The organism is uncultured Halorubrum sp. (assembly GCF_937146585.1).
GTDB lineage: Archaea > Halobacteriota > Halobacteria > Halobacteriales > Haloferacaceae > Halorubrum > Halorubrum miltondacostae.
Genome location: NZ_CAKZRO010000141.1, coordinates 23,935 through 46,267, shown reverse-complemented (window position 1 = coordinate 46,267; position 22,333 = coordinate 23,935). Strand labels below are relative to the sequence as shown.

Here is a 22,333-nt window from a genome sequence, read left to right as displayed (position 1 = left end):
GCGAACGCCGCCGCGCCGCGGGATCACTTCTCGATGATGCTCTCCTCGACGGCCTCGCCGAAGTGGCGCGCGACGTCCTCGTAGTAGACGAGCGCCTCGTCGCCCGGCTCGACCTCGGTGACGGCCTTGCGCCCCTCGCTCGTCGCGATCTTCACGGTCTCGGCGTTCTGGATGAGCGTCTCGATGCGGTCGGTCCCGTCCTCCGTCTCGACCTCGGCCTGGATCCGGAACATCGGGCGCTTCTCGATCTTCACCCGGCCCACGACCGCTTCCCGGGTGTGGCCGTCGGTGTCGACGATCTGGACCTCGTCGCCGCTCGACAGTTCGGCGAGGTAGTTGGTGCCGCCCTCGGAGTTGCGGACGTACGCGTGGACCGCGCCGGCGTTCACGCGGAACGGGCGGGAGGCGACGTACGGCGACTCCGCGGTCTCGGCGTGGACGAAGAACAGTCCCCGCGACATCGACCCCACGAGCATCCCCTCGCTGTCGTCCATCAGCGACCCGGTGTCGATACAGACGCGGTCGGCCATCCCGGTCTGTTCGATCTCGGTCACCGCGGCGTGCCGGAGGTCGAGCGTCTCGCGGTCGGCGGCGTCGCGGGCCTCGACCGCCCCGCGGATCTCGTCGGGCGAGTCGGAATCGAGGAGGACGCCGTCGGCGCCGATCTCCAGCGTCTCGAAGGCGGTCCGGGCCTCCGCGGCCGTCGTCGCGCCCGCGACGAGGTGGGTCTCCTCGCCGACGCGGGCGATGAGGTTCTCCAGCGGGATGATCGACCAGTCCTCGCCGACGATCACCGTGAAGTCGGCGTCGTCGGCCGCGGCCTCCGCGAACGCCTCGTACTCGGTGCCGAGGACGCGCACGTACGCCCCCTGCGCGCGGTCGTCGCGGCGGCGCAGCGTGGTGAGGTCCGCGGAGCCGGAGAACTCCTCGGGCATCGAGATGGTCCCGTCGCCCTCGCCGCCCTTGCCGACGAAGTAGGCGTCCGCCTCGACGTCGCTCTCGGCGTCGTCGATCACGTCGGCGTCGGAGCGGAAGGCGGCGACGTTCACGTCGCCCAGCTCCCGGACGCGGCCGACGTCGCCCTCGTCGACGAGCACCCAGTCCGCGCCGGCCTCGATGGCGGCCGTGACCCGTCGCTTCCGCGCCTCCCAGTCCCCGACGTCGCCGTCGGCCTTGACCCAGACCGTGCGTGTCATTACCGGGAACTCGCGGCGGGGCGGCTTGAAAACTGCGGAAGGGTCGTGTGCTGCGGGCGACCCGACGCGGCGACGACAAAGCACTTATCCTCTTTTCGCAATTGTCAGTCGAATGTCGTCGCCCGCGGATCGCCCCTCGGAAGCCGGGTCCCGCTACGCCGCCGCCCGCGAGTCCCTCCGCGAGCGCGTCGCTCCCCACCTCGGGATCGACCCGCGGGCGCTCGGCGCGTTCCGCATCGGGGTGGCGCTCTTCGTCCTCGCCGACCTGCTCGTCTATCGGCTACCGGCGGTGGGGGCGTTCTACGCGGACGGGGGCGTCCTCCCGCGATCGACGCTGGCCGAGAGCTTCCCGCTGTTGGCGGAGGCGTCGCTGTACGCGATCTCCGGGTCAGCGCGGGTACAGACCGGGCTGCTCGCGGTCGGGGTCCTCGCCGCCGGCTCGATGCTGGTCGGCTACCGCACGCGGGCGGCGACGGGTCTCACCCTGGCCCTGCTCGCGTCGCTGTACGCGCGGAACCCGTACGTGATCAACGGCGGGAACACGATCCTGGTCGTGTTCCTCTTTCTCGGCCTCTTCCTCCCGCTCGACGCGCGCTGGTCGCTCGGCGCTGACTCGCGGAGCGGTCGGGCTGCCCGGGAAGAGACCGAGAGGCGAGGAGACGACGCTCCGGAGAGCGCCCTCGACTCGCGGGTCTGTTCGGTAGGGACGGCGGTCGCGCTCCTGACGCTCGTGTCGATATACGCGGCGAACGCGGTCTCGAAGTACCGGAGCGACGCGTGGATGTCCGGCGTCGCCGTCCCGCGGATCTTCCAGTTGGGCGAGTTCACGGTGGGGCTCGGACCGCTCCTCTCGGAGCGGGCCGCGCTGCTGACGGCGATAAACTGGTCGTGGATCGCGCTCCTCGCGGCGTCCCCCGCGCTGATCGTCGCGACCGGGCGGCGCCGGACCGGCGTCGCCCTCGCGTTCGTCGCCGCGCACCTCGGCATGGCGGCGACGATGCGGCTCGCCGTGTTCCCGTTCGTCATGACCGCGATCCTCCTCCTGTTCCTCCCGCCCGGCGCGTGGGACCGCCTCGAGGCCGTCACGGCGAGGCTCCGCGAGTCGACGCGGCTCGCGGACCCCGTCCGTGCTCACCGGAGCGACGGCGGGACGGAGCCCCGCGCCGTGGACCCGACTCCGTCGCGCGCTCGGCGCGCGATGAAGGTGGGGACGAGCGCGCTGCTCGTGGGGTTCTTCCTCGCGCTCGTCTGGTGGCAGGCGGCGGGCGTCGGTCTCGTCGATCTCCCGGCGTCGGAGACGACCGGCGACCTGTCGGAGGTGAGCTGGTCGTTCTTCGCGCCGAACCCGCCGGACGCCTCGAGCTGGTACGTCGTCCGGGGGACGCCCGAGTCCGGCGATCCGATCGACCTGCGAGACGGCGAGCCGGCCACCTACGACCGGCCGCCCGACGCGGCGGAGACGTATCCGTCGACCCTCTGGCACCAGTTCGGATTCAGGATGAAGCACGCCGGCGAGTCCCGGTACCGCCCGGTCGCGTCGTACCTCTGTGAGCGCGCGGACCGCGACGTGGCGTCCGTGACGGTGTTCCGCGTCGAACAGTCGGTCGACGCGACCGGGCCGGTCGACGAGCCCGAGGCGGAGAAACAGATACGCGTCGCCTGCTGACCCGGACCGGTAACCGACCGGCCTCAGGCCTCGACGAACCCGCCCGCCCGCAGCGCCTCCTCGACGGTGGCGTCGTCGTGGACGATCGCCGACACCGCCCGCGCGATCCCCTCGGGGTCGTCGTGCTGGAAGATCGACCGCCCCATCGACACGCCGGCGGCGTCGCCGTCCATCGCGCCGCGGACCATCTCGACGGTCTCCCGGTCCGTCCCCTTCGAGCCGCCCGCGATGACGACCGGGAGCCGCGTCGACTCCGTGACGCGGGCGAACGAGTCGCCGTCGCCGGAGTAGCCCGTCTTCACCACGTCGGCGCCGAGCTCCTCGGCGAGCCGGACCGCGTGGCCCAGCGACTCGGGATCCGTGCTGTCGACGCTCGGGCCGCGCGCGTACGCCATCGCGAGGACCGGCAGCCCGAGCCGCTCGGCGTCCGCGGTCAGCTCGGCGAGCTCCTCGATCTGCTCCGGCTCGTGCTCCGAGCCGACGTTGATGTGGAACGAGACGGCGTCGGCGCCGGCGCGGACCGCGTCCTCGGCGGTGCCGGTGACGCGCTTGTCGCGCTCGTCGGGGCCGATCGTCGTCGACCCGTTGAGGTGGACGATGTAGCCGGCGTCGTTCTTGTTGTCGTGGACGCGGTCGGCGATCCCGCGCTGCGTGAGCACCGCGTCCGCGCCGCCGCGCGTGACGCCGTCGATCGTCGACTCGATGTCGACGAGCCCCTCGACGGCCCCCATCGTGATCCCGTGGTCCATGGGGACGACGAGGTAGCGGTCGTTCGTGGAGATGCGGTCGAGTCGTGCCGAGAGTCCTGCTGTCATGGTGGGGTGGGTCGTTGTGTGAGAGTGTGGCAATCGGAGGTAAGTCGGTTTCGTTCGGGGACGTATTGGATCGTTTCGGCTCAGGCGGACTCGACGGGCTCGGTCCGCGAGCGGTGCCCGCGCTCCGCGCCCGCTTTCAGCTCGCGGGAGAGCGCCTCCAGTCGGTCCGCGACTTCCGCGGACGAGCGGTCCTCCGCGACCCCCTCGGCGACGATGTCGACGAGCGCCGAGCCGACGATGATCCCGTCGGCGCCGCCCGCGACGATGCGCTCGGCGTGCTCGCCGGTCGAGATGCCGAACCCGACCGCCTTCGGCACGTCGTACTCGCGGAGCCGGTCGAGGCTCTGCGTGGTCTGGTCCGAGACGTCGTCGCGCGCCCCGGTCGTCCCCAGCCGGGCCTGGACGTACACGTACCCCGACACGCGCTCCATGAGGCGGTCGAGACGGTCGTCGCGCGTCGTCGGCGCGACGATGAAGACGAGGTCGAGCCCGAGGTCGTCGCACGCCTCGCGCAGGGGGTCCGCCTCCTCGGCCGGCAGGTCCGGGACGACGAGCCCTTGGATGCCGGCCGCCGCGGCGCGCTCGACGAAGGGGCGCGGCCCCTCGCCCTCGCCGTACTGGTAGATGAGATTGTAGTACGTCATACACACCAGCGCGGCGTCGACGTCGAGCTCCTCCGCGAACTCGAAGAAGCGAGTGGGCGTCATCCCCGCGTCGAGCGACCGGACGAGCGCCTCCTGTATCGTCGACCCCTCGGCGATCGGCTCGGAGAACGGGAGCCCGAGCTCGATCACGTCGGCCCCGCCGCGGTCGAGCGCCTCGACGTACGCCTTCGACGACTCGTAGTCCGGGTCGCCGACGACGAGGTACGGCACGTAGGCGGGGCCGTCGTCGAACGCGGCGGCGACGGCCTCGGAGTTCGCCATCTACATTCCCCCCGTGAACATCGACATGTCGGGCGCGTTCGCCACGTCCCGCTGGTCGGTCTCCTCGATGGCTGCGTCGAGGTCCTTGTCGCCGCGCCCGGAGACGTTGACGACGACGCGGTCGCCAAGCTCCTCGTGGTGCTCCTCGAGGTAGCCGAACGCGTGCGCCGTCTCCAGCGCCGGGATGATCCCCTCCGTGTTCGAGAGGCGGTGGAACCCCTCCAGCGCGGCGTCGTCGTCGACGGCGACCGGGTCGACGCGACCCTCGTCGACGAGGTACGCGAGCTCCGGGCCGACGCCGGCGTAGTCGAGGCCGGAGGAGATGGAGTGGCTCTCCATGATCTGCCCGTCGGAGTCCTGGAGCAGCTTCGTCCGCGCCCCGTGGAGGACGCCCTCGTCGCCGGTGTACAGCGACGCGGAGTTCGGCGCGACGCCCGCCTCCTCGTCGACGTCCAGCGTGGAGCCGCCGGCCTCGACCGCGCGGAGCGCGACGGACTCGTCGTCGACGAAGTCGGCGAACGTGCCCATGGTGTTCGACCCGCCGCCCGCGCAGGCGACCACGTCGGTCGGGAGCCCGCCCGTCTGCTCGATCGTCTGCTCGCGGGCCTCCTCGGAGATGATCGCCTGGAAGTCGCGGACCATCACCGGGAAGGGGTGCGGGCCGACGATGGACCCGATCACGTAGTGGGTGTCCTCGACCGTCTCCGCCCAGTCGCGCATCGTCTCGGAGATGGCCTCCTTGAGGGTGCCGCGGCCGGTCGTGACCGGCTTCACCTCGGAGCCGTTCAGCTTCATCCGGAAGACGTTGGGACGTTGGCGGTTGATGTCGCGCTCCCCCATGTAGATCGTACAGGGCATGTCCAGGTGCGCCGCCGCCATCGCGGTCGCGGTGCCGTGCTGCCCCGCGCCGGTCTCCGCGATGATGCGCTCTTTGCCCATGTACTTCGCCAAGAGGACCTGCCCGAGCGCGTTGTTCAGCTTGTGCGCGCCGCCGTGGAGCAGGTCCTCTCGCTTGAGGTACACCTCCGTGTCGTAGCGCTCCGAGAGCCGGTCCGCCCGCTGGAGCGGCGTCGGCCGCCCGCCGAAGTCGGCGAGGCGCTCCCGGAACTCGTCCACGAAGCCGTCCTCGTTGTCGAGGACGTAGCGCTCGTAGGCGTCGGCCAGCTCCTCGATCGCGGGCATCAGCGCCTCCGGGACGTACTGGCCGCCGTAGCGGCCGAACTTCCCGTCGTCGCGGCCGCGCTCGCGGCCGGGGCGTCGACTCATCTCCTCCGTCGTCCGCGTGTCGGTCTCGCTCATGTGGGTGTCTCCGTCGCGTCGGTGGTATCGCTTTCGCCGCTCGCGCCGCCGTCTCCCGCCTCCGCCCGCACCAGGTCGCGGGTGTTCGCCTCGACGTCGCCGTCCATGATCGCGCTGCCGACGAGCAGGGCGTCGGCGCCCGCCGCCCGCATCCGGCGGACGTCCGCGGGCGCCCCGATGCCGCTCTCGGCGATCAGCGTCACGTCGTCAGGGACGTGGGGCGCCACGGACTCGAAGGTTCCGAGGTCGACGACGAGCTCCGCGAGGTCGCGGTTGTTCACGCCGATCGTCGTCGCGCCCGCGTCGACGGCGCGCTCCAGCTCCGCCCGGTCGTGGACCTCCACGAGGACCTGGAAGCCGCGCTCGCGGGCGGCCGCCAAGAGGCCGGCGAGGTCGTCGCCGACGAACCGGGCGATGAGCAGGACGACGTCGCTCTCGGCGGCGTCCAACTGCGCCTCCTCGACGACGAAGTCCTTCCGGAGCACCGGCACGTCGACCGCGTCGCGCACGCGTTCGAGGGTCTCGACGCTCCCGCCGAAGTGCTCGGGCTCGGTGAGCACGCTCAGGGCGGCCGCCCCGCCGGCGACCATCCCCTCGGCGAGCGCGACCGGGTCGTCCTCGCGGGCCCCCTCGGTGGTCGGGCTCGTCGGTTTCACCTCGGCGATCAGCGGCACGCGCCCGTCCGCCGCCGCCCGCTCGAACGCGGCCGAGAGGTCGCGCGGGGCGACCGAGACGGTCGCCCCCGCCCTCGCGTCGGCGCGGTCCCGGGCGGCGGACAGGATCGATCTGACCGCCGGCGCCAGCTCGTCTGGATCGTCCATTACTATACACTAATGTACGTATCTGTTCATAAGACTTGCGGGGGATCGGGTCGCCTCACGCGCCCACAGAGCGGCGACGCGAGCCGCGCTCGCGGGAGATGTTTTAAGTGAACCACCCGCCCAATGAAGGGTATGAGTATGGCCGGCACGTCCGGCGTCTTCGCCCGGGAGTTCGACGAGATCGACCGGACCGTCCAAGTGGGGTTCGCCGGCGGCCGCGTGATCTCGCTGTCGTTCCCCGCCGAACCGCCGAGCGACGCCGACGGCGACCACGAACTGCTGGACAGGATCGACGTGTACCTCGACGGCGAGCGCGACGAGTTCGCCGAGGTGGCGCTCGGCCTCACCGTGCCGACTGACCAGCGGGAGGTGCTGGAGGCCCTCCGGAGCGTCCCCTACGGCGAGGAGGTCTCCGTGAGCCGGCTCGCGCGGCTCGCCGGGTTCGACCCCGACGACGCGGACGACTTAGAGACCGTCACCGGCGCGCTCGCCGACAATCCGGTCCCCGTCCTGCTCCCCGACCACCGGGTGAGCGGCGGCCCGTACGCGACGCCGGGCGGCGTGCGGGGCGAGCTGCGCCGCGTCGAAGGGCTCTCTCGGTGAGGTCGGGCCGCTCCGAGCGCGCGGACCGGAAGAACCCGGCAAAATAATCCTTTGCTATCGTTCGGTACCGATACACGACCGAGCCAGGTCTAAGACGGCCGCGCCCCGCCAGTTCCGACTGTGGTTGGTGATTCGACATGAACGGTGAGAAGCGCACGGAGGCGGAGAGCGACGGACCGACGGGCGGGATGCCGCGGCGCGGCGCGCTGCGGTTCCTCGGCGTCGCCGGGTTCGCCGGGGTGTCGAGCGCGACCGCGAGCGCGAAGGGAGCCGACGGAAACGGGGGCGGAAACGGGAACGGGCCCGACGCCAGCGCGGAGATCAACGTCCTGACGAACCCGAACTTCATTACGGACGCGGCGGGAGAGACGGCGCCGTTCGCCCCGGCCACGGAGCTGTTCGACCCCGGTCCGGTGTCCATCCCGCTCGACGAGATCATCGAGGGGAGCGACGAGTACGACTCGACGCTCGGCCGCCCGCTGAACGACGGGAAACACCAGGTCGTCCGCCCGCCGGAAGGGTACGACCGCGACGCCGGCTACGACGAGCCCTGGGTCCCGGTGACGTGGGGCGAGTACAGCGACGTCGGCGGCACGGCGACGGTCGGGGGCGTCAAACCCGCCGGGGGTTCTAACGGGAACGGCAAGGGCGGAGCTACGGGGACGCGCGTCAACATCAACGTCCGCGGCGCCCTGCCGAACGGCCAGTACACGATCTGGGTCGTCAAGTTCGCGGCGCTCGCGGACGACAGCGAGCTCGGCCCGGAGGACCCGTTCGTCACGCCGGCGGGGAACGGGCTGGTCGGGTTCCACAACCTCGGGCAGAAGTCCGGCGACGACGGCGACTCGGAGAACGACTTCGTCGTCGACGAGAGCGGCGACGGCGGCATCCGCGTTTTCAACGAGGGAGGAGCGCTGACCGGGATCCCGGGGTTCGAAGAGCCGGGGTACCCGTTCGTCGGCGAGGCGGACGACTACGAGCAGAGCGCCAGTCGCCTGAGCGAGGTCGCCAACGACCTGCGCGAGGAGGACGAGATCCACTTCGTCGGCGCGTTCCACTACGACGACCAGGTGTGGGGCGTCTACCCGGGGCCCTGGCACGTCAACCACTTCAGCGCCGTCTTCCGGTTCTGACGGCGGCGACCGGCCGTCGGTCGCGGCCGCTCAGATCTCGAAGTCGGGCGTGTCGAACGCGCCCTCGTCGTCGTCGACGTCGTAGCGCTCGATCCCGGTGAGCGCGAGGTCGAGCGTCGCCTCGGCGTCCCACCGCCCCGTGTTGATGACCAGGTCGTAGATGGAGCGGTCCGACAGGTCGATCCCGTAGTAGGACTTGTAGCGCTGCTCTTCGATCACCTCGCGGACCTGCATCTCGGAGGTCATCTCCTCGCGGTCGACCGTGCGGTCCGCGCGGACCTCGTCCGGCGCGTCGAGCCAGATCCGGATGTCGGCGCGGTTGCCGGCGATCCAGCCCGCCAGCCGCGACTCCAGCACGAACGCCTTGTTGGCGGTCCCCCACTTCTCGGCGATGCGGCGGAGCCGCTCGTCGAGCGCGCGGTCGATCTCCTCGGACTCGCCGGTCTCGGCGATGAGCTGCGAGAGGCTCATGTCGCGCTCGGCGGCGATCTCGCGGAACAGCTCCCCCCCGGAGACGTAGCCGCAGTCGAGCGATTCGGCGATCCCCTCGACGAGGGTCGTGGCCCCGCACCCCGGCGGCCCCGAGACGGTGACGAACAGGTTGCGGTCGATCCCTCGGTCGGGCTCCGGCGAGGTGCCGCTCATGCGTGTGGCGACACGAAAGCGCGGGGGATAAACGGGTCGGTCGCGCGAAGTTCCGCGGGGCCGACGGACGACGGGTCGGTCGCGCGAAGTTCCGCGGGGCCGACGGACGACGGGTCGGTCGCGCGAAGTTCCGCGGGGCCGACGCAACCGATTTCCCTGCCCGAGCCCTCGTAGAGTTCGTGAGCGAGACCACGGACCGCGGCGAGGAGGCCGCCGCGCGGGCGCTCCTCCGGGACGCGATCGATCGGGGCGCGATCGAGGCCCCCGAGTTCGACCCAGAGACGGTCCCGATCGCGGACGCCGACGTCCTCGCTCGGCTCTCGCCGCCGGTCCGGCGCTGGTGGGTCGAGCGGTTCGGCGCGTACGTCGGCGAGAACGGCGGCTTCTTCACGCCGCCGCAGCGCGAGGCGATCCCCCACGTCGACGGCGGCCGGAACTGCCTCGTCGCGGCGCCGACCGGCAGCGGGAAGACGCTCGCCTCGTTCCTCGCGGTCCTCGACGACCTCTTCGCCCGCGACCGCGACGGCGAGCTGGAGAACTCCGTCTACTGCCTCTACGTCTCGCCGCTGAAGTCGCTCGCGAACGACATCGAGCGCAACCTCGAGACCCCGCTCAACGGGATCGGCGAGGCGGTCGCCGCCGCGGAGGCGGAGAGCGCGCCCCACGACGCGGAAGGGGACGCCGAGGCGGCCCTGGGCGACGCCTACGACCCCGGCGTCAGGCAGGCGATCCGCCACGGCGACACCTCGAAGGCGGACCGGCAGGCGATGCTCTCGGAGACGCCGCACGTCCTCAACACCACGCCCGAGACGCTGGCGATCCTGCTCAACTCGCCGAAGTTCAAGGAGAAGCTCCGCACCGTCGAGTACGTGATCGTCGACGAGATCCACTCGCTGGCGGCGAACAAGCGCGGCACGCACCTCTCGGTGTCGTTGGAGCGGCTGACAGAGCTGACGCGCAACGAGGGTCCTGACGCGGACGACGCGGGCAACGGTCCGGAGCCGCACGCGCCCGGCGATATCACCCGGATCGGCTGCTCGGCGACCGTCGAGCCGCTCGACGGGATCGCCTCGTTCCTCGTGGGGCGCGAGCGCGCCGCGGGCGCGGTCGGCGAGTTCGAGGGGTTCGAGACGCGGCCCTGCGAGGTGGTCGACGCCCGGTTCGCCCGCGAGTTCGACCTCGAACTCCGGACGCCCGCGGCCGACCTCGTCCACACGCCGCGCTCGACGGTGACCGACCGCTTCTACGAGTCGCTTCACGACCTCGTCGAGGGCCACGAGAACACGCTCGTGTTCACCAACTCCCGGTCGGGGGCCGAGCGCACGCTCCAGGAGCTCCGCCAGCGGTTCGGCTACGACGAGTCGGACTCGGGCGTCCACCACGGGAGCCTCGGCGAGGCGCAGCGGACGCGCGTCGAGGAGGGGCTGAAGTCGGGCGAGCTCGACGTGGTCACCACCTCGACGAGCCTCGAGCTCGGCATCGACATGCCGCACCTCGATCTGGTCGTCCAGGTCGGCTCGCCGAAGTCGGTCGCGGCGCTGCTCCAGCGCGTCGGCCGCGCTGGCCACAGCCCGGGCGAGACAGTCGAGGGCCGGGTGTTCGCCCTGGACCGCGACGAGCTGATCGAGTGCGCGACGCTGCTCGCGCGCGCCGAGGACGGGTTCGTCGACCGGGTGTTCCCGCCCGAGGGGGCGTACGACGTGGCCGCGCAACACGTCTACGGGATGGCCATCAACCGGATCCGTCCCGACCGCGAGATCCGGGAGGTCCTGCGCCGCGCGCACCCGTACCGCGGCTTCGACGACGAGGCGTACGAGCGGCTGTTCAGGTACCTCACCGGCGACTACGACGGGTTGGAGGAGAAGAACGTCTACCCGAAGGTGTGGCGCGACGGCAACGACCCGCCCGACGGCGAGCACCACCACGCCGAGTTCCCGGTCGGCGAGACGCTCGTCGGGAAGCGCGGGCGGCTCGCGCGCGTCATCTACATGACGAACGTGGGGACGATCCCCGACTCGTTCACCTGCGACGTGTTCACGCGGAACGACGAGTGGGTCGGCACGCTGGACGAGTCGTACCTCGACACGCTGGAGTCGGGCGACGTGTTCGCGCTGGGCGGCGAGCGGTTCGCGTTCCGCTACCGCCGCGGCTCGAAGGTGTACGCCGACCGGACGAGCGAGCGCCCGACAGTTCCCTCGTGGTTCGCCGAGCGCCTCCCGCTGTCCGCGGACCTCGCCCGGGAGGTGTTGGCGTTCCAGGCCGATCTCCTCGACCGGCTGGCCGGCGACGACCCGAGCGCCGGTCCCGCGGCGGTCCGCGCGTGGCTCCGCGGGTTCCCCCTCGACGGGAACGCCGTCCGCGCGCTCGCCCGGATGTACGACGAGCAGGTCCAGTACGCCGGCCCCGAGTCCGTCTCGACGCCCGACCGCCTCGTCGTCGAGGAGGAGCTCGACCGCAGCGAGTACAAGCGCCGCTTCTACGTCCACTCGACGTACGGGCGGCGGTTCAACGACGGCCTCTCGCGGCTCGTCGCGGCGGCGGTGGCGAACCGGACCGACGCCAACGTCGCGGTCGCGGTCGCGGACCGCGGGTTCAGCCTCGCGCTCCCGCTGAACCGCAAGGTCGACGTGGCGCAGATCCTCGCCGACCTCGACCCGGAGACGGTCCGCGAGGACCTCCGCGAGGCCGTCCAGGGGACCGATCTGCTCCAGCGGTACTTCCGGATCGACGCCGGGCGCGCGCTGCTCATCCTGAAGCGGTACAAGGGGTACGAGAAGTCGGCGGCCGAACAGCAGGTCTCCGCCGAGATGCTGCTGTCGTTCGCGGCCGACTTGGAGGAGTTCGCCGTGTTGGAGGAGACGTACCGCGAGCTGCTGGAGGACCGTCTGGACGTCGCGGGGATCCGCGACGTCGTCGGCCGGATCGCGGCGGGCGACCTCGCGGTCGAACACCGCGTCGTCGACTCGCCGAGCCCGCTCGCGTTCGGGCTGGCGACGCTCGTCGACTCCGACACGGTCATCGCCGACGACGAGTCCGCGGTCCTGCGCGAGTTCCACGCCCGCGTCATGGAGGAGATCGGCGAGGAGCCGCGGGGCGCCGACCGCGACCGGAGCGACGGGAGCGGCCCGCCCGAGGACGGCGGAGACGGGGAGCGCGACCCGCCCCCGAACCGGGAGGACGACTGAGATGGCCGACTCCGAGTCGCCGCCGGTGGCGTCTCCGCGCTCCCGGCTCCGGATCCGGTTCGCCGGCGCGGCGACGCTCGGCGCGCTCGGGCTCGCCGCGCTGTGGCGCACGTTCGGTACCGCGTGGGTCCTCGCCGCGGCCGCGCCCGGCGCGTACCAGGCCGCGTACGCGTGGACCAACCTCTCGGCGAACCGCCGCCCCGGCGACGACCGCCCGGAACCGCGGCTCGGCCCGGCGAACGCGATCACGCTGTTCCGCGGCTGGCTCGCGTCGGTCCTCGCCGGCGCGCTGGCGGCCGCCCCGCCGCACCCGTGGGTCCCGATCGCCCTGTTCGCGGGCGCGGTCGGCCTCGACGCGGTCGACGGGGCGGTCGCCCGCCGCACCCGGGAGACGGTACTCGGCGCTCGCCTCGACGGCGCGACGGACGCGCTGGCCGTCCTCGTCGGGGCCGCGGTCGCCGTCGCGCTCGGGGCGCTCCCGGCGTGGTACCTCCTCGCCGGCGGCGTCTGGTACGCCTACGCCGGGTCGCTGTGGCGGCGGCGACGCGCCGGGACGCCCGTGTACGAGCTCCCGCCGAGCCGGATCCGCCCGTTCGTCGGTACCGCGCAGTTCGCTGTCGTCGCGCTCGCGCTCGTCCCGAGCGGGGCGGGCGAAGGGTCGCCGCTCACCGCGTTCGCGGCGCTGGCGCTCGCGGCGCTGCTGGCGAGTTTCGCCCGCGACTGGGCGGCCGCGACGGGGCGGCTCGGCCGCGAGGACCCGCCGATCGCGGCCGGCCGGAGCCGCGACTGACCGGACCCCGTGGCGCGGGGCGACGCCGACGGACGCCGAGCCCGGGTGTCGCGCGGTCAAAGACGCCCCCGCCGTCGGCGCGTTGCGGCCGTCAGGACTCCCGGGACAACAGGACCGCGAGGACGGCGATCAATGCGATCTGCGCGACCTTATCGACGGCGCCGTACACGCCGATGTCGGCCGGGAACGAGTACGTCCCGAAGACGAAGTTGATGAGGTACCACAGGACGATCTGCCCGGCGGTGAACGGGATCCCGAGCGCGTACACCAGCCGCCGGCGGTACCCCGAGACGATCGCCGTCACGCCCGCGCCGAAGCCCAATGTCGCGAAGAAGAACGAGATCCCCAACGCTCCCCCGACTAAGAAGCCGAGAGCGACGTGGACGATCCCGGACACGGTCGCGGCGAGGATCCCGATCCAGTGGAGCGGAGTCAACGGTTCGACGTCGACGCCGGTGTCGGTGCGTGCCATGAATGTCCGACCCACGGACTCGGTCGGCTTATGTCTACTCCCGCCCCGAATCGACGGCCGACGGGGGGACGCCCGCCGTCGCCGCCGTGGGTTTATGACCTACCGGTCCGTGGTATCGCTAATGCCACACCGTCTCAGTCGTCGCCCGCGGACGGGTGAGTCCGCGTGAGCGACGGCGACGCCGGACGGGCGGTCGAGTTCGTCGGTCCGGAGCGCGTCGAGGTCGTCCCGACGGAGGCGCCCGTCCCCGCCCCCGACGAGGTGGTCGTCGACGCGTCCGTCTCGGCCGTGAGCGCGGGGTCGGAGCTGCTGGCGTACCGCGGCGAACTCGACCCCGAGACGGTCGCCGACGAGGAGCTGGCCGCGCTCGAGGGCGACCTCTCGTACCCGCTCCGCTACGGCTACGCGGTCGTCGGGAGCGTGACCGCGGTCGGCGACGCGGTCGACCCCGCGTGGCGCGGCCGGACCGTCTTCGCGTTCAACCCCCACGAGACCCGGTTCGCCGTCGCCCCGGACGCCCTGCGGCCGGTCCCCGACGGGATCGACCCGGAGACCGCGACGCTGTTCGCGAACGCCGAGACCGCGGTCACGCTGACGCTGGACGCCGCCCCGCGGATCGGCGAGCGCGTCGCGGTGTTCGGCGAGGGCGTGGTGGGGCTGCTCACCACCGCGCTGCTCGCGCGGAGCGGCGCGGAGACCGTCGTCGCGGTGGAGCCGAAGGAGCGCCGCCGGTCGCTCGCCGCGGAGTTCGGCGCCGACGCCGTCGTCGACCCGAGCCGGTACGACGGGCGGGCGGGCGTCGTCGACGCCGTGCGCGAGCACACTGGCGGCGTCGACCTCGCGGTCGAGGTGTCGGGCCGGCCCGAGACGCTCGAAACCGCCGTCGAGACCACCCGGTTCGACGGCCGGGTCCTCGTCGGGTCGTGGTACGGGACCAAGCGCGCCGACCTCGGCTTCGGCGACCACTTCCACCGCGGGCGCGTCACCGTCCGCAGCAGTCAGGTCACCACCATCGCGCCGGAGCTCCGCGGGCGCTGGGACCGCGACCGCCGCCGCGAGACCGCCTGGCGCGAGCTCCGCCGACTCGACGACGAGATCGACGTGACGGACCGCCTCGTCACCGATCGCGTCCCGGTCGGCCGGGCGGCGAGCGCGTACCGCCGGCTCGCCGACGAGACCGAGCCGACCCTCCAACTCCTCTTCACTTACCCATGTACGAACTGACCGTCACCGAGTCGTTCGTCGCACAGCACTACCTCACCGTCCCGAACCCGCCGGCCGACGAGGCGCAGCTCCACTCGCACCGCTTCACCGCGGAGGCGACGTTCCGCGGCCCCGAGCTCGGCGAGTACGGCTATCTGCTCGACATCGACCTCGCGCTCGACGCCCTCGCGGACGCCGCCGACCGCTACCGCGACGAGACCCTCAACGACCACCTGGAGGGCAACCCGAGCGCCGAGCGCCTCGCCCGAGCGCTGTTCGAGGCGCTGGCGACGGTCGACGCCCCGGCCGCGACGGAGCTGACGGTGAGCGTCCGCGAGGACGACGTCGCGAGCGTCTCCTACACCGGCGAGCTCCGGTGACCGCCGGATGCGCGTCGCCCTCGTCCTCGCCGGCGACGTCGAGTCCGAGTCCGGGGGGTTCTACTACGACCGGCGGCTCCGCGACCGGCTCCGCGAACGCGGGCACTCGGTCGAGGTCGTCTCGCTCCCGCGGGGCTCGTACCGCCGGCGCCTCGCGCCGAACCTCCGCGCGAGACGGCTCGCGGACCGCTTGTCGCGGTTCGACGTGGTCGTCGAGGACGGGCTGGCGCACCCGTCGGTGCTGCTCGCGAACCGCTGGGTCGACGCGCCGACCGTCGCGCTCGTCCACATGATCGCGTGGCGTGCGCGGGCGGCGACGGGGGAGAGCCCGGACGCGTCGGGCGCCGTCGAGCGCGCCCGCTCGGGCCTCTCGCGTCGCCTGGCCGCGGCGGTCGAGCGGCGGTTCCTCCGGAGCGTCGACGCCGCGGTGTACAACGCCGAGGAGACCCGCCGGGACGCGGCCGGGTTGGGCGGTCCGCGGCGATGCGCCGTCGCGCCGCCGGCCGGCGACCGGTTCGATCCGCTCGTCTCCGCCTCCGAGATCGAAGCGCGGGCGCGGGACGGCCCGCTCGAGGTGACCTTCCTCGGGAACGTCGTCCCGCGGAAGGGGCTCGACGTGCTCGTCGACGCCCTCGCGCGGCTCGGCGGGGGCGACGTCGACTGGCGAGCGACCGTCGTCGGCGATCAGACGATCGCGCCCGACTACGTCGAACGCGTCGCGGACGCGATCGCGGCGGCCGGGATCGGCGACCGGGTTCGGTTCGCCGGTCGACTCGACGACGAGGCGGTCGCGGCGCGGCTCCGGGACACCCACGTGTTGGCGGTTCCGTCGCGCTACGAGCCGTTCGGCATGGTGTACTTGGAGGCGATGGGGTTCGGCTGCGTCCCGCTGGCGACGACCGCGGGCGGCGCGGGCGAGTTCGTCCGGGACGGCGAGTCGGGGGTCCTCGCGCCGCCGGACGACTCGCGCGCAGTCGCCGCGGCGCTCCGCGATCTCGACGACAGAGCGCGGCTGGCGGCGATGGGCGTCGCCGCGCGGCGCGACTACGAGGCGCAGCCGGGGTGGCCGGAGACGCTCGACCGCGCGATCGACTTCCTCGCGGCGGAACACGCCCGGAACGGGGAGAGCGAGCGCCGCGGCGGCGGGGGGACCGAGCGGCTCGGCGCTGGAGAGAGTGACCGCGGCGAGGACCGGCGGGGTGAGCGGGCGTGAGCGACCACGCCGCGTACCTCGACGCGAAGCGCGCGCTCGACGACCGCTCGCTCGACCGCGGGGTGCTCGACCGGTTCGCCGCCGAGCTCCCGCCGAAACCGACGGTCCTCGAAGTCGGTGCCGGCACGGCGACGATGGTCGAGCGCCTCGTCGACTGGGGCGTGCTCGACGGCGGCCGATGGGTCGCCGTCGACGCCCACGAGGCGGCGCTCGCGGCGGGCGAGGCCCGGATCGGTGACGCGTGCGGCGACGTCACCGTGGAGTTCCACGCCGCCGACGCCTTCGACTTCGCGGCGGAAGCCGCGGCCGCGGGCGAGCGGTTCGACGCCGTGGTCGGCTGCGCGTTCTTCGACGTGGTCGACGCGGCGCCGGCGGTCGACGCCTTCGCCGACGTCGCGCCGGTCGCGTACGCGCCGATTACCTACGACGGCGAGACGTGCTTCGCGCCCGCCGACCCCGACGACGACGCCGTCCTCGACGGCTACCACCGGCACATGCGAGAGTTCCGAGCCGGCGGGCCGGACGGTGCGGCGGCCCTGGCCCGCGAGGTGACCGTGATCGCGGAGGGGGCGTCGCCGTGGGTGATCGAACCGCCGTACGAGTCTGGCGAGCGGAGGGTCCTCTCGCACCTGCTCGACACCGTCGAGGGCGCGGTCGGCGAGACCGGCCTCGACGCGAGCGACTGGGCGGATCGGCGGCGAGCGGCGCTCGAGGACGGGCGGCTCCGCTACGAGGCCGCGAACCGCGACCTGCTGGTCCGCCTCGACTGACGCCCTCTATCGACGGAGGGGTCCGGTCCGGCCCGGTCTATCCTTGTCGGGGGACGAACTATGGGCCGATCGGCTCGGTCGGAATCGGCTCCGGGAGCCCCTCGAGCACGAGCGTCGTGTAGTGGAGGAAGACCGCCAGCGCCGCGATCGACAGGAGCAGCAGGAACAGCAGGATCATCCGCTCGTTGCTGCGGACGAGCCCCGCCCTGTCCGCGAGGAAGCGGACCCAGACGCGGCGCTCGGGCATGGTCGTGACGTTGCGGCCGCGGTCGCTTAAAAGTAGCCGGCGGGCCGAGTCGGCGCGGTCCCCGCGCTCAGTCGTCCGAGGGCGACGGGCGGGACCGGGTGAGCGGCTCGCCGTCGACGGGCTCGTCCGGGTTCGCGTCGACGGCCGCCTCGCTCAGCCCGAGCCGCGCGTCGACGTCGACGTCCTCGCGCACGTGGACGGTGCCCCGGTGGACCGCGATGGCGTCCGCGAGGTGGAGCCGCACCGCGTCGAGCAGCACCTCGGCCTCCAGCGGCTGGCCGCGGCGCTTGATCTCGTCGACGTCGGCCCCCGGCGGCACGTCGAAGGCGCGCTGGGCGATCACCGGGCCCTGGTCGAGGTCCGTCGTGACGTAGTGGGCGGTGACGCCCGCGACGCGGACGCCCGCGTCCTTCGCCTGCCGGTACGCCTCCGCGCCCGGGAACGCCGGGAGCAGGGACGGGTGGACGTTGACGATGCGGCCCTCGTACCGGAAGACGACCTCGGGCGAGAGGATCCGCATGTAGCGGGCCAGAGCGATCAGGTCGACCTCGTACTCGGCCAGCAGGTCGAGCAGGCGGTCCTCGTCGGTGTTGCCCTTGCCGTCGCCCACGTCGTAGAACGGCTTGTCGTACCGCTCCGCGAGCGACCGGAGGTCGCCGCGGTTGCCGATGACGACCGGGATCTCCGCCTCCGCACCGTCGTCCGCCAGCTCGCCGTTGGCCTCGGCCTCCAGGAGCGCCTCCGGGGCGTGCGTCTCCTTCGTGACGAGCAGCGCGACGCGGCGCGCGTCGCGGTCGCTCGGGAACCGGACCTGGATGTCGACGTCGAGCTCGCGGCCGAGCTCGGCGAGCGCGCGGCGGAGCTCGCCGCGGGACGTCTCCATCTCCGCGGCGTCGACGCGGGTCGTCATCCGGAAGACGCCCTCGCGGACGGCCTGGTCTAAGTCCTCGATGTTGATCCCCCGCTCGAACAGCAGGGAGGTGACCCGCGCGATGAGTCCGGTCTTGTCTCCTCCGACGACCGTGATCTCGGTCAGTTCGCGGGTCATGCGACGATCACCTCCACGGGTTCGAACGGCTGCATACACCGCCTTCAACAGCCGGAGGGGTTTGCCCCTTTCGTTCCGCGCGGTCCCTGCCTCCCGCACGAACGACCGATCTATATCCACGAACGTGTGTAGAAATGGCGTTCCAAAACGGTTTTTACACACGACTCCGCACCAACGCACATGACCGCATACACGGCGACGGTGACGGTCCGGCTGAAGCGGGGCGTCCTCGACCCCGAGGCCGAGACGACCCAGCAGGCGCTCGAACGGCTCGGGTTCGATCTGTCGGACCTCCGGTCGGCCGACCGGTTCGAGGTAGACCTCGACGCCGCCGACGCCGACGAGGCGGCCGACCGCGCCGACGAGATGGCCGAGCGGCTGCTCGCGAACCCCACGATCCACGACTACGACGTGGCGGTCGCGGAGCGATGACGGTCTCTGTGATCCAGTTCGGCGGCTCGAACTGCGACCGCGACGCGGTCCGCGCGCTCGATCACCTCGGCGTCGACGCCGAGCGCGTCTGGCACGCGGACGGTCTCCCGGCCGACACCGAGGGGATCGTCCTCCCCGGCGGGTTCTCCTACGGCGACTACCTCCGCGCCGGTGCGATGGCCGCGCGCGACCCGATCCTGAACGAGGTCCGCGCCGCGGCCGACGAGGGCGTCCCCGTGATCGGGGTCTGTAACGGCGCGCAGATCGGCTCGGAGTCCGGGCTGACGCCCGGGGCGTTCACCACGAACGCCTCCGCGCGCTTCCAGTGTGAGCCGGTCCGCCTGCGCGTCGAGCGCGCGGACACGCCGTGGACCGCCGCCTACGACGCGGGCGACGTGATCGAGGTCCCCATCGCGCACGGCGAGGGGCGCTTCGAGATCGACGACGACGCCCACGCCGACCTCGTCGCCGACGACCGCGTCCTCTTCCGCTACTGCGACGCCGACGGGAACGTCACCGATGCCGCGAACCCGAACGGGTCCACCGACAACATCGCGGGCGTCCTCGGCGAGCGCGAGACGGTCGCGGTGCTGATGCCCCATCCCGAGCGCGCCACGCTCCCGGACCTCGGACGCAGCACCGACGGCGCGGGGATCCTCGAAGCGTTCGCCTGACCGACTTCCCGGTCCTACCGCGCCCGCTCCGTCTCCGTCGCCGGATTCGGCTCGCCGACCGCCACCGTGCCGGCTTCGGTCGTCCCGTCGCTCGCCAGTTCGCGCTCCAGCGCCCGCTCGAACTCCGCCTCCGTGAGTTCGCCCTCCGCGTACCGACGCTGGAGGCGCTCGACGGCGGTCTCGGTCGGTTCCGTCGACCTCGATCTCTCGTCGGAATCGCCGGCCACCCTCCAGATGCCCACGGCGCCCGCGACGACCAGTGCCGTGAGAGCGAGGACAGCGACGAGCGGAACGAGGCCCATCGCGCCGCCCATTCCGCCCATCCCGCCCGCGAGCGGTATCGCCGCGGAGAGTTCGAGTACAGACATGTGCGACGGTTACACGTCTACGCATAAGTGTACCGTGCGCGTTCGCAGTTCGCAGGACTGCGACGCGGTCGCCGGTCGCCGCGTCGCCGGTCGGACGCGGACCGGCGGCGTCCCGCCCAACGACTTTTGCGGCCGGCCGCCGAATCCCCACCCGTGAAGGCACGCCACATCGACCACGTCAACCTCCGCATTCCCGAGGACGGCGCCGGGGACGCCCGCGAGTTCTACGGCGGGGCGCTCGGCTTCGGCATCGAGGACGCGCTGTGGGCGGCCGGGGAGAAGCCGTTCTTCGACGTGCGCCTCTCGGCGACCGCAGTGATCCACCTGTGGCCGACCGACGAGTTCGAGCGGCCGACGAAGACGAACTACGATCACGTCGCGGTGGTCGTCGAGGAACCGGTCGAGGAAATCGAGGCCGAACTGACGGGAGCAGGCGTCGAGATCGAGAAGACGCTCGATTCGCCGCTCGGCGCGACCGGCGAGGCGGGCGCGGTGTACGTCCGGGACCCGTTCGGCTACCGGGTGGAGCTGAAGGCGCGGGTGTGAGCCGCGACGCGACCGCGGTCAGTGCGGGCCGCAACCGAACCCGTTCGCCCCGCCGAGCAACCATCGCCCCGACGCGGCGGTTTAATACCCCCGAGCGACAGGGGCGAGTATGAGCGAACAGCAGTCGCGATCCGACGACGAGCGCCGTCGTCGCCGGGAGGACGCGGACCGATTCGCCGGGACGAAAGACGAAGATCTGCCGAGCCGCGAGGTCACCGAGGGACCGGACAAGGCGCCGCACCGCGCGATGTTCCGCGCGATGGGGTTCGACGACGAGGACCTCTCCTCGCCCATCGTCGGCGTGCCGAACCCGGCGGCCGACATCACGCCGTGTAACGTCCACCTCGACGACGTGGCGGACGCCGCGCTCGACGGCATCGACGCCGCCGGCGGGATGCCCATCGAGTTCGGCACGATCACCATTAGCGACGCCATCTCGATGGGGACGGAGGGGATGAAGGCGAGCCTGATCTCGCGGGAGGTCATCGCGGACTCCGTCGAACTCGTCTCCTTCGGGGAGCGCATGGACGCGCTCGTGACCGTCGCGGGCTGCGACAAGAACCTCCCCGGGATGATGATGGCCGCGATCCGGACGGACCTGCCTAGCGTCTTCCTCTACGGCGGCTCGATCATGCCCGGGCAACACGACGGGCGCGACGTGACGATCGTCCAGGTGTTCGAGGGCGTCGGCACGTACGCGCAGGGCGACATGGACGCCGACGAGCTCGACGACCTGGAGCGGCACGCCTGCCCCGGCGCGGGCTCCTGCGGCGGCATGTTCACCGCGAACACGATGGCGTCGCTGTCGGAGGCGCTCGGGCTCGCGCCGCTCGGGTCGGCCTCGCCGCCCGCCGAAGACGAGGAGCGCTACGCGGTCGCGGAGCGCGCCGGCGAGCTAGCGATGGACTGTATCGAGAACGACCGCCGCCCCTCCGACATCCTCTCGCGGGAGTCGTTCGAGAACGCGATCGCGGCCCAGACCGCGATGGGCGGGTCGACGAACGCCGTCCTCCACCTGCTCGCGCTGGCGGCCGAGGCCGACGTCGACCTCTCGATCGAGGACTTCGACGAGATATCGCGGCGCACCCCGAAGATCGCGAACCTCCAGCCCGGCGGGAGCCGCGTCATGAACGACCTCCACGAGGTCGGCGGCGTGCCGGTCGTGCTCCGCCGGCTGCTGGAGGCCGACCTGCTCCACGGCGACGCGATGACCGTGACCGGCCGGACGCTCGCCGAGGAGATCGCCGAGCTGGAGGCGAGCGGCGCGCTGCCGGACGACGACGAGATCGACGCCGACTTCCTCTACACCGTCGACGACCCGAAGGAGCCGGAGGGCGCGATCAAGATCCTCGACGGGAACCTCGCGCCGGACGGCTCGGTGCTGAAGGTGACCGGCGACGACGAGTTCTACCACGAGGGCCCCGCCCGCGTGTTCGAGAACGAGGAGGACGCGATGGAGTACGTCCAGTCCGGCGGGATCGAGTCCGGCGACGTGATCGTCATCCGCAACGAGGGGCCCCGCGGCGGCCCCGGGATGCGCGAGATGCTCGGCGTCACCGCCGCGGTCGTCGGCGCGGGCCACGAGGACGACGTGGCGCTGCTCACCGACGGCCGCTTCTCGGGCGGGACGCGCGGCCCGATGATCGGCCACGTCGCGCCCGAGTCCGCGGTCGGCGGCCCGATCGGCCTCATCGAGGACGGCGACCACGTCACCGTCGACATCCCCGAGCGCGACCTGACGGTGGACCTCTCCGAGGCGGAGCTCGCCGAGCGCCGCGAGTCGTGGGAGGCCCCCGAACCGCCCTACGAGGGCGGCATCCTCGCGAAGTACGGCCGGGACTTCGCCTCGGCCGCCGAGGGCGCGGTGACGAACCCGCGGCTCACGCGGGACTAACGGCCGG

At 72.4% G+C, this 22,333-nt stretch carries 23 protein-coding genes; 13 read left to right on the top strand and 10 right to left on the bottom strand.

The genetic code is table 11. The features are described 5' to 3' along the window. Positions 1-23: 23 nt before the first annotated feature. Entirely contained in the window at positions 24-1,196 is a 1,173-nt protein-coding gene (locus Q0116_RS11660; RefSeq protein WP_297888406.1) for a 3-dehydroquinate synthase II, read from the bottom strand. A gap of 112 nt (positions 1,197-1,308) precedes the next feature. Between Q0116_RS11660 and Q0116_RS11655 the strand changes: the two genes are divergently transcribed. Next, positions 1,309-2,862, top strand: coding sequence for an HTTM domain-containing protein (locus Q0116_RS11655; RefSeq protein WP_297888404.1), 1,554 nt, complete (start codon positions 1,309-1,311; stop codon positions 2,860-2,862). 23 nt (positions 2,863-2,885) lie between these two features. Here Q0116_RS11655 and Q0116_RS11650 read toward each other — a convergent pair whose 3' ends face one another. The 4 genes from Q0116_RS11650 to trpC form a co-directional block, all read right to left on the bottom strand. Continuing rightward, positions 2,886-3,677: a 2-amino-3,7-dideoxy-D-threo-hept-6-ulosonate synthase gene (locus Q0116_RS11650; protein ID WP_297888401.1), complete on the bottom strand. Its 792-nt coding sequence runs from the start codon at positions 3,675-3,677 to the stop codon at positions 2,886-2,888. Positions 3,678-3,757: 80 nt separating this feature from the next. Then, a complete protein-coding gene (trpA, locus tag Q0116_RS11645) occupies positions 3,758-4,603 on the bottom strand; it encodes a tryptophan synthase subunit alpha (RefSeq protein ID WP_297888398.1) in 846 nt (281 codons plus the stop codon). Further along, positions 4,604-5,902 (bottom strand): tryptophan synthase subunit beta, encoded by a 1,299-nt coding sequence (gene trpB, locus Q0116_RS11640; RefSeq protein WP_297888395.1) that lies wholly within the window; start codon positions 5,900-5,902, stop codon positions 4,604-4,606. Further along, a complete protein-coding gene (gene trpC, locus Q0116_RS11635) occupies positions 5,899-6,723 on the bottom strand; it encodes an indole-3-glycerol phosphate synthase (protein WP_297888392.1) in 825 nt (274 codons plus the stop codon). The genes trpB and trpC overlap by 4 nt, the downstream gene beginning before the upstream one ends. A gap of 132 nt (positions 6,724-6,855) precedes the next feature. On the opposite strand from trpC, the gene Q0116_RS11630 reads away from it, so the two are divergent. Further along, complete coding sequence (locus Q0116_RS11630) at positions 6,856-7,326, top strand: MGMT family protein (RefSeq protein WP_297888389.1); 471 nt, start codon at positions 6,856-6,858, stop codon at positions 7,324-7,326. Between the two features lie 137 nt (positions 7,327-7,463). Then, positions 7,464-8,459 (top strand): hypothetical protein, encoded by a 996-nt coding sequence (locus Q0116_RS11625; protein WP_297888386.1) that lies wholly within the window; start codon positions 7,464-7,466, stop codon positions 8,457-8,459. Positions 8,460-8,489: 30 nt separating this feature from the next. On the opposite strand, the gene cmk is transcribed toward Q0116_RS11625, so the two are convergent. Further along, positions 8,490-9,104 carry a (d)CMP kinase gene (gene cmk, locus Q0116_RS11620; protein ID WP_297888384.1) on the bottom strand — a complete coding sequence of 205 codons (615 nt, stop codon included), beginning with the start codon at positions 9,102-9,104 and terminating at the stop codon, positions 8,490-8,492. Between the two features lie 179 nt (positions 9,105-9,283). Here cmk and Q0116_RS11615 point away from each other — a divergent pair, with 179 nt between their 5' ends. Both Q0116_RS11615 and Q0116_RS11610 read left to right on the top strand, forming a co-directional pair. After that, positions 9,284-12,289, top strand: a complete 3,006-nt coding sequence (locus Q0116_RS11615; protein WP_297888381.1) for an ATP-dependent helicase — start codon at positions 9,284-9,286, stop codon at positions 12,287-12,289. Position 12,290: 1 nt separating this feature from the next. After that, complete coding sequence (locus Q0116_RS11610) at positions 12,291-13,079, top strand: CDP-alcohol phosphatidyltransferase family protein (protein WP_297888378.1); 789 nt, start codon at positions 12,291-12,293, stop codon at positions 13,077-13,079. A 91-nt stretch (positions 13,080-13,170) separates the two neighbouring features. On the opposite strand, the gene Q0116_RS11605 is transcribed toward Q0116_RS11610, so the two are convergent. Then, positions 13,171-13,551 (bottom strand): hypothetical protein, encoded by a 381-nt coding sequence (locus Q0116_RS11605; RefSeq protein WP_297888374.1) that lies wholly within the window; start codon positions 13,549-13,551, stop codon positions 13,171-13,173. A 165-nt stretch (positions 13,552-13,716) separates the two neighbouring features. Here Q0116_RS11605 and Q0116_RS11600 point away from each other — a divergent pair, with 165 nt between their 5' ends. The 4 genes from Q0116_RS11600 to Q0116_RS11585 are packed head-to-tail and all read left to right on the top strand — an operon-like array spanning position 13,717 to position 17,117. Beyond that, positions 13,717-14,775: a zinc-binding alcohol dehydrogenase gene (locus tag Q0116_RS11600; RefSeq protein ID WP_297888371.1), complete on the top strand. Its 1,059-nt coding sequence runs from the start codon at positions 13,717-13,719 to the stop codon at positions 14,773-14,775. Further along, entirely contained in the window at positions 14,763-15,134 is a 372-nt protein-coding gene (locus tag Q0116_RS11595) for a 6-carboxytetrahydropterin synthase (protein ID WP_297888369.1), read from the top strand. The genes Q0116_RS11600 and Q0116_RS11595 overlap by 13 nt, the downstream gene beginning before the upstream one ends. 7 nt (positions 15,135-15,141) lie before the next feature. Continuing rightward, complete coding sequence (locus Q0116_RS11590; RefSeq protein ID WP_297888367.1) at positions 15,142-16,347, top strand: glycosyltransferase family 4 protein; 1,206 nt, start codon at positions 15,142-15,144, stop codon at positions 16,345-16,347. Beyond that, on the top strand, positions 16,344-17,117 hold the full coding sequence (locus tag Q0116_RS11585) for a class I SAM-dependent methyltransferase (RefSeq protein WP_297888364.1): 774 nt from the start codon (positions 16,344-16,346) through the stop codon (positions 17,115-17,117). The genes Q0116_RS11590 and Q0116_RS11585 overlap by 4 nt, the downstream gene beginning before the upstream one ends. Before the next feature lie 58 nt (positions 17,118-17,175). Here the strand turns inward: Q0116_RS11585 and Q0116_RS11580 are convergent, their stop codons facing one another. Beyond that, the gene (locus Q0116_RS11580; RefSeq protein ID WP_297888361.1) at positions 17,176-17,364 is read right to left on the bottom strand and encodes a hypothetical protein; all 189 of its coding nucleotides are present in this window, start codon (positions 17,362-17,364) and stop codon (positions 17,176-17,178) included. A gap of 67 nt (positions 17,365-17,431) precedes the next feature. Next, entirely contained in the window at positions 17,432-18,412 is a 981-nt protein-coding gene (locus Q0116_RS11575) for a formyltransferase family protein (protein ID WP_297888358.1), read from the bottom strand. A gap of 180 nt (positions 18,413-18,592) precedes the next feature. Between Q0116_RS11575 and purS the strand changes: the two genes are divergently transcribed. Both purS and purQ read left to right on the top strand, forming a co-directional pair. Further along, positions 18,593-18,844: a phosphoribosylformylglycinamidine synthase subunit PurS gene (gene purS, locus Q0116_RS11570; RefSeq protein ID WP_297888355.1), complete on the top strand. Its 252-nt coding sequence runs from the start codon at positions 18,593-18,595 to the stop codon at positions 18,842-18,844. Continuing rightward, positions 18,841-19,518 carry a phosphoribosylformylglycinamidine synthase I gene (gene purQ / locus Q0116_RS11565; RefSeq protein WP_297888352.1) on the top strand — a complete coding sequence of 226 codons (678 nt, stop codon included), beginning with the start codon at positions 18,841-18,843 and terminating at the stop codon, positions 19,516-19,518. Before purS ends, purQ begins: the two co-directional genes overlap by 4 nt. 14 nt (positions 19,519-19,532) lie before the next feature. Here purQ and Q0116_RS11560 read toward each other — a convergent pair whose 3' ends face one another. After that, positions 19,533-19,886, bottom strand: coding sequence for an SHOCT domain-containing protein (locus Q0116_RS11560; protein ID WP_297888349.1), 354 nt, complete (start codon positions 19,884-19,886; stop codon positions 19,533-19,535). Positions 19,887-20,039: 153 nt separating this feature from the next. Here Q0116_RS11560 and Q0116_RS11555 point away from each other — a divergent pair, with 153 nt between their 5' ends. Both Q0116_RS11555 and ilvD read left to right on the top strand, forming a co-directional pair. Continuing rightward, entirely contained in the window at positions 20,040-20,432 is a 393-nt protein-coding gene (locus tag Q0116_RS11555; protein ID WP_297888345.1) for a VOC family protein, read from the top strand. 109 nt (positions 20,433-20,541) lie between these two features. Next, positions 20,542-22,326 carry a dihydroxy-acid dehydratase gene (gene ilvD / locus Q0116_RS11550; protein ID WP_297888342.1) on the top strand — a complete coding sequence of 595 codons (1,785 nt, stop codon included), beginning with the start codon at positions 20,542-20,544 and terminating at the stop codon, positions 22,324-22,326. The last annotated feature ends 7 nt before the right edge of the window (positions 22,327-22,333 follow it).

Excerpts from the sequence above, each read along its gene's own strand:
- Q0116_RS11660 (WP_297888406.1), bottom strand. The coding sequence starts at position 1,196 with ATGACACGCACGGTCTGGGTCAAGGCCGACGGCGACGTCGGGGACTGG.
- Q0116_RS11655 (WP_297888404.1), top strand. The coding sequence starts at position 1,309 with ATGTCGTCGCCCGCGGATCGCCCCTCGGAAGCCGGGTCCCGCTACGCC.
- Q0116_RS11650 (WP_297888401.1), bottom strand. The coding sequence starts at position 3,677 with ATGACAGCAGGACTCTCGGCACGACTCGACCGCATCTCCACGAACGAC.
- trpA (WP_297888398.1), bottom strand. The coding sequence starts at position 4,603 with ATGGCGAACTCCGAGGCCGTCGCCGCCGCGTTCGACGACGGCCCCGCC.
- trpB (WP_297888395.1), bottom strand. The coding sequence starts at position 5,902 with ATGAGCGAGACCGACACGCGGACGACGGAGGAGATGAGTCGACGCCCC.
- trpC (WP_297888392.1), bottom strand. The coding sequence starts at position 6,723 with ATGGACGATCCAGACGAGCTGGCGCCGGCGGTCAGATCGATCCTGTCC.
- Q0116_RS11630 (WP_297888389.1), top strand. The coding sequence starts at position 6,856 with ATGAGTATGGCCGGCACGTCCGGCGTCTTCGCCCGGGAGTTCGACGAG.
- Q0116_RS11625 (WP_297888386.1), top strand. The coding sequence starts at position 7,464 with ATGAACGGTGAGAAGCGCACGGAGGCGGAGAGCGACGGACCGACGGGC.
- cmk (WP_297888384.1), bottom strand. The coding sequence starts at position 9,104 with ATGAGCGGCACCTCGCCGGAGCCCGACCGAGGGATCGACCGCAACCTG.
- Q0116_RS11610 (WP_297888378.1), top strand. The coding sequence starts at position 12,291 with ATGGCCGACTCCGAGTCGCCGCCGGTGGCGTCTCCGCGCTCCCGGCTC.
- Q0116_RS11605 (WP_297888374.1), bottom strand. The coding sequence starts at position 13,551 with ATGGCACGCACCGACACCGGCGTCGACGTCGAACCGTTGACTCCGCTC.
- Q0116_RS11595 (WP_297888369.1), top strand. The coding sequence starts at position 14,763 with ATGTACGAACTGACCGTCACCGAGTCGTTCGTCGCACAGCACTACCTC.
- Q0116_RS11590 (WP_297888367.1), top strand. The coding sequence starts at position 15,142 with ATGCGCGTCGCCCTCGTCCTCGCCGGCGACGTCGAGTCCGAGTCCGGG.
- Q0116_RS11580 (WP_297888361.1), bottom strand. The coding sequence starts at position 17,364 with ATGCCCGAGCGCCGCGTCTGGGTCCGCTTCCTCGCGGACAGGGCGGGG.
- Q0116_RS11575 (WP_297888358.1), bottom strand. The coding sequence starts at position 18,412 with ATGACCCGCGAACTGACCGAGATCACGGTCGTCGGAGGAGACAAGACC.
- purS (WP_297888355.1), top strand. The coding sequence starts at position 18,593 with ATGACCGCATACACGGCGACGGTGACGGTCCGGCTGAAGCGGGGCGTC.
- purQ (WP_297888352.1), top strand. The coding sequence starts at position 18,841 with ATGACGGTCTCTGTGATCCAGTTCGGCGGCTCGAACTGCGACCGCGAC.
- Q0116_RS11560 (WP_297888349.1), bottom strand. The coding sequence starts at position 19,886 with ATGTCTGTACTCGAACTCTCCGCGGCGATACCGCTCGCGGGCGGGATG.
- ilvD (WP_297888342.1), top strand. The coding sequence starts at position 20,542 with ATGAGCGAACAGCAGTCGCGATCCGACGACGAGCGCCGTCGTCGCCGG.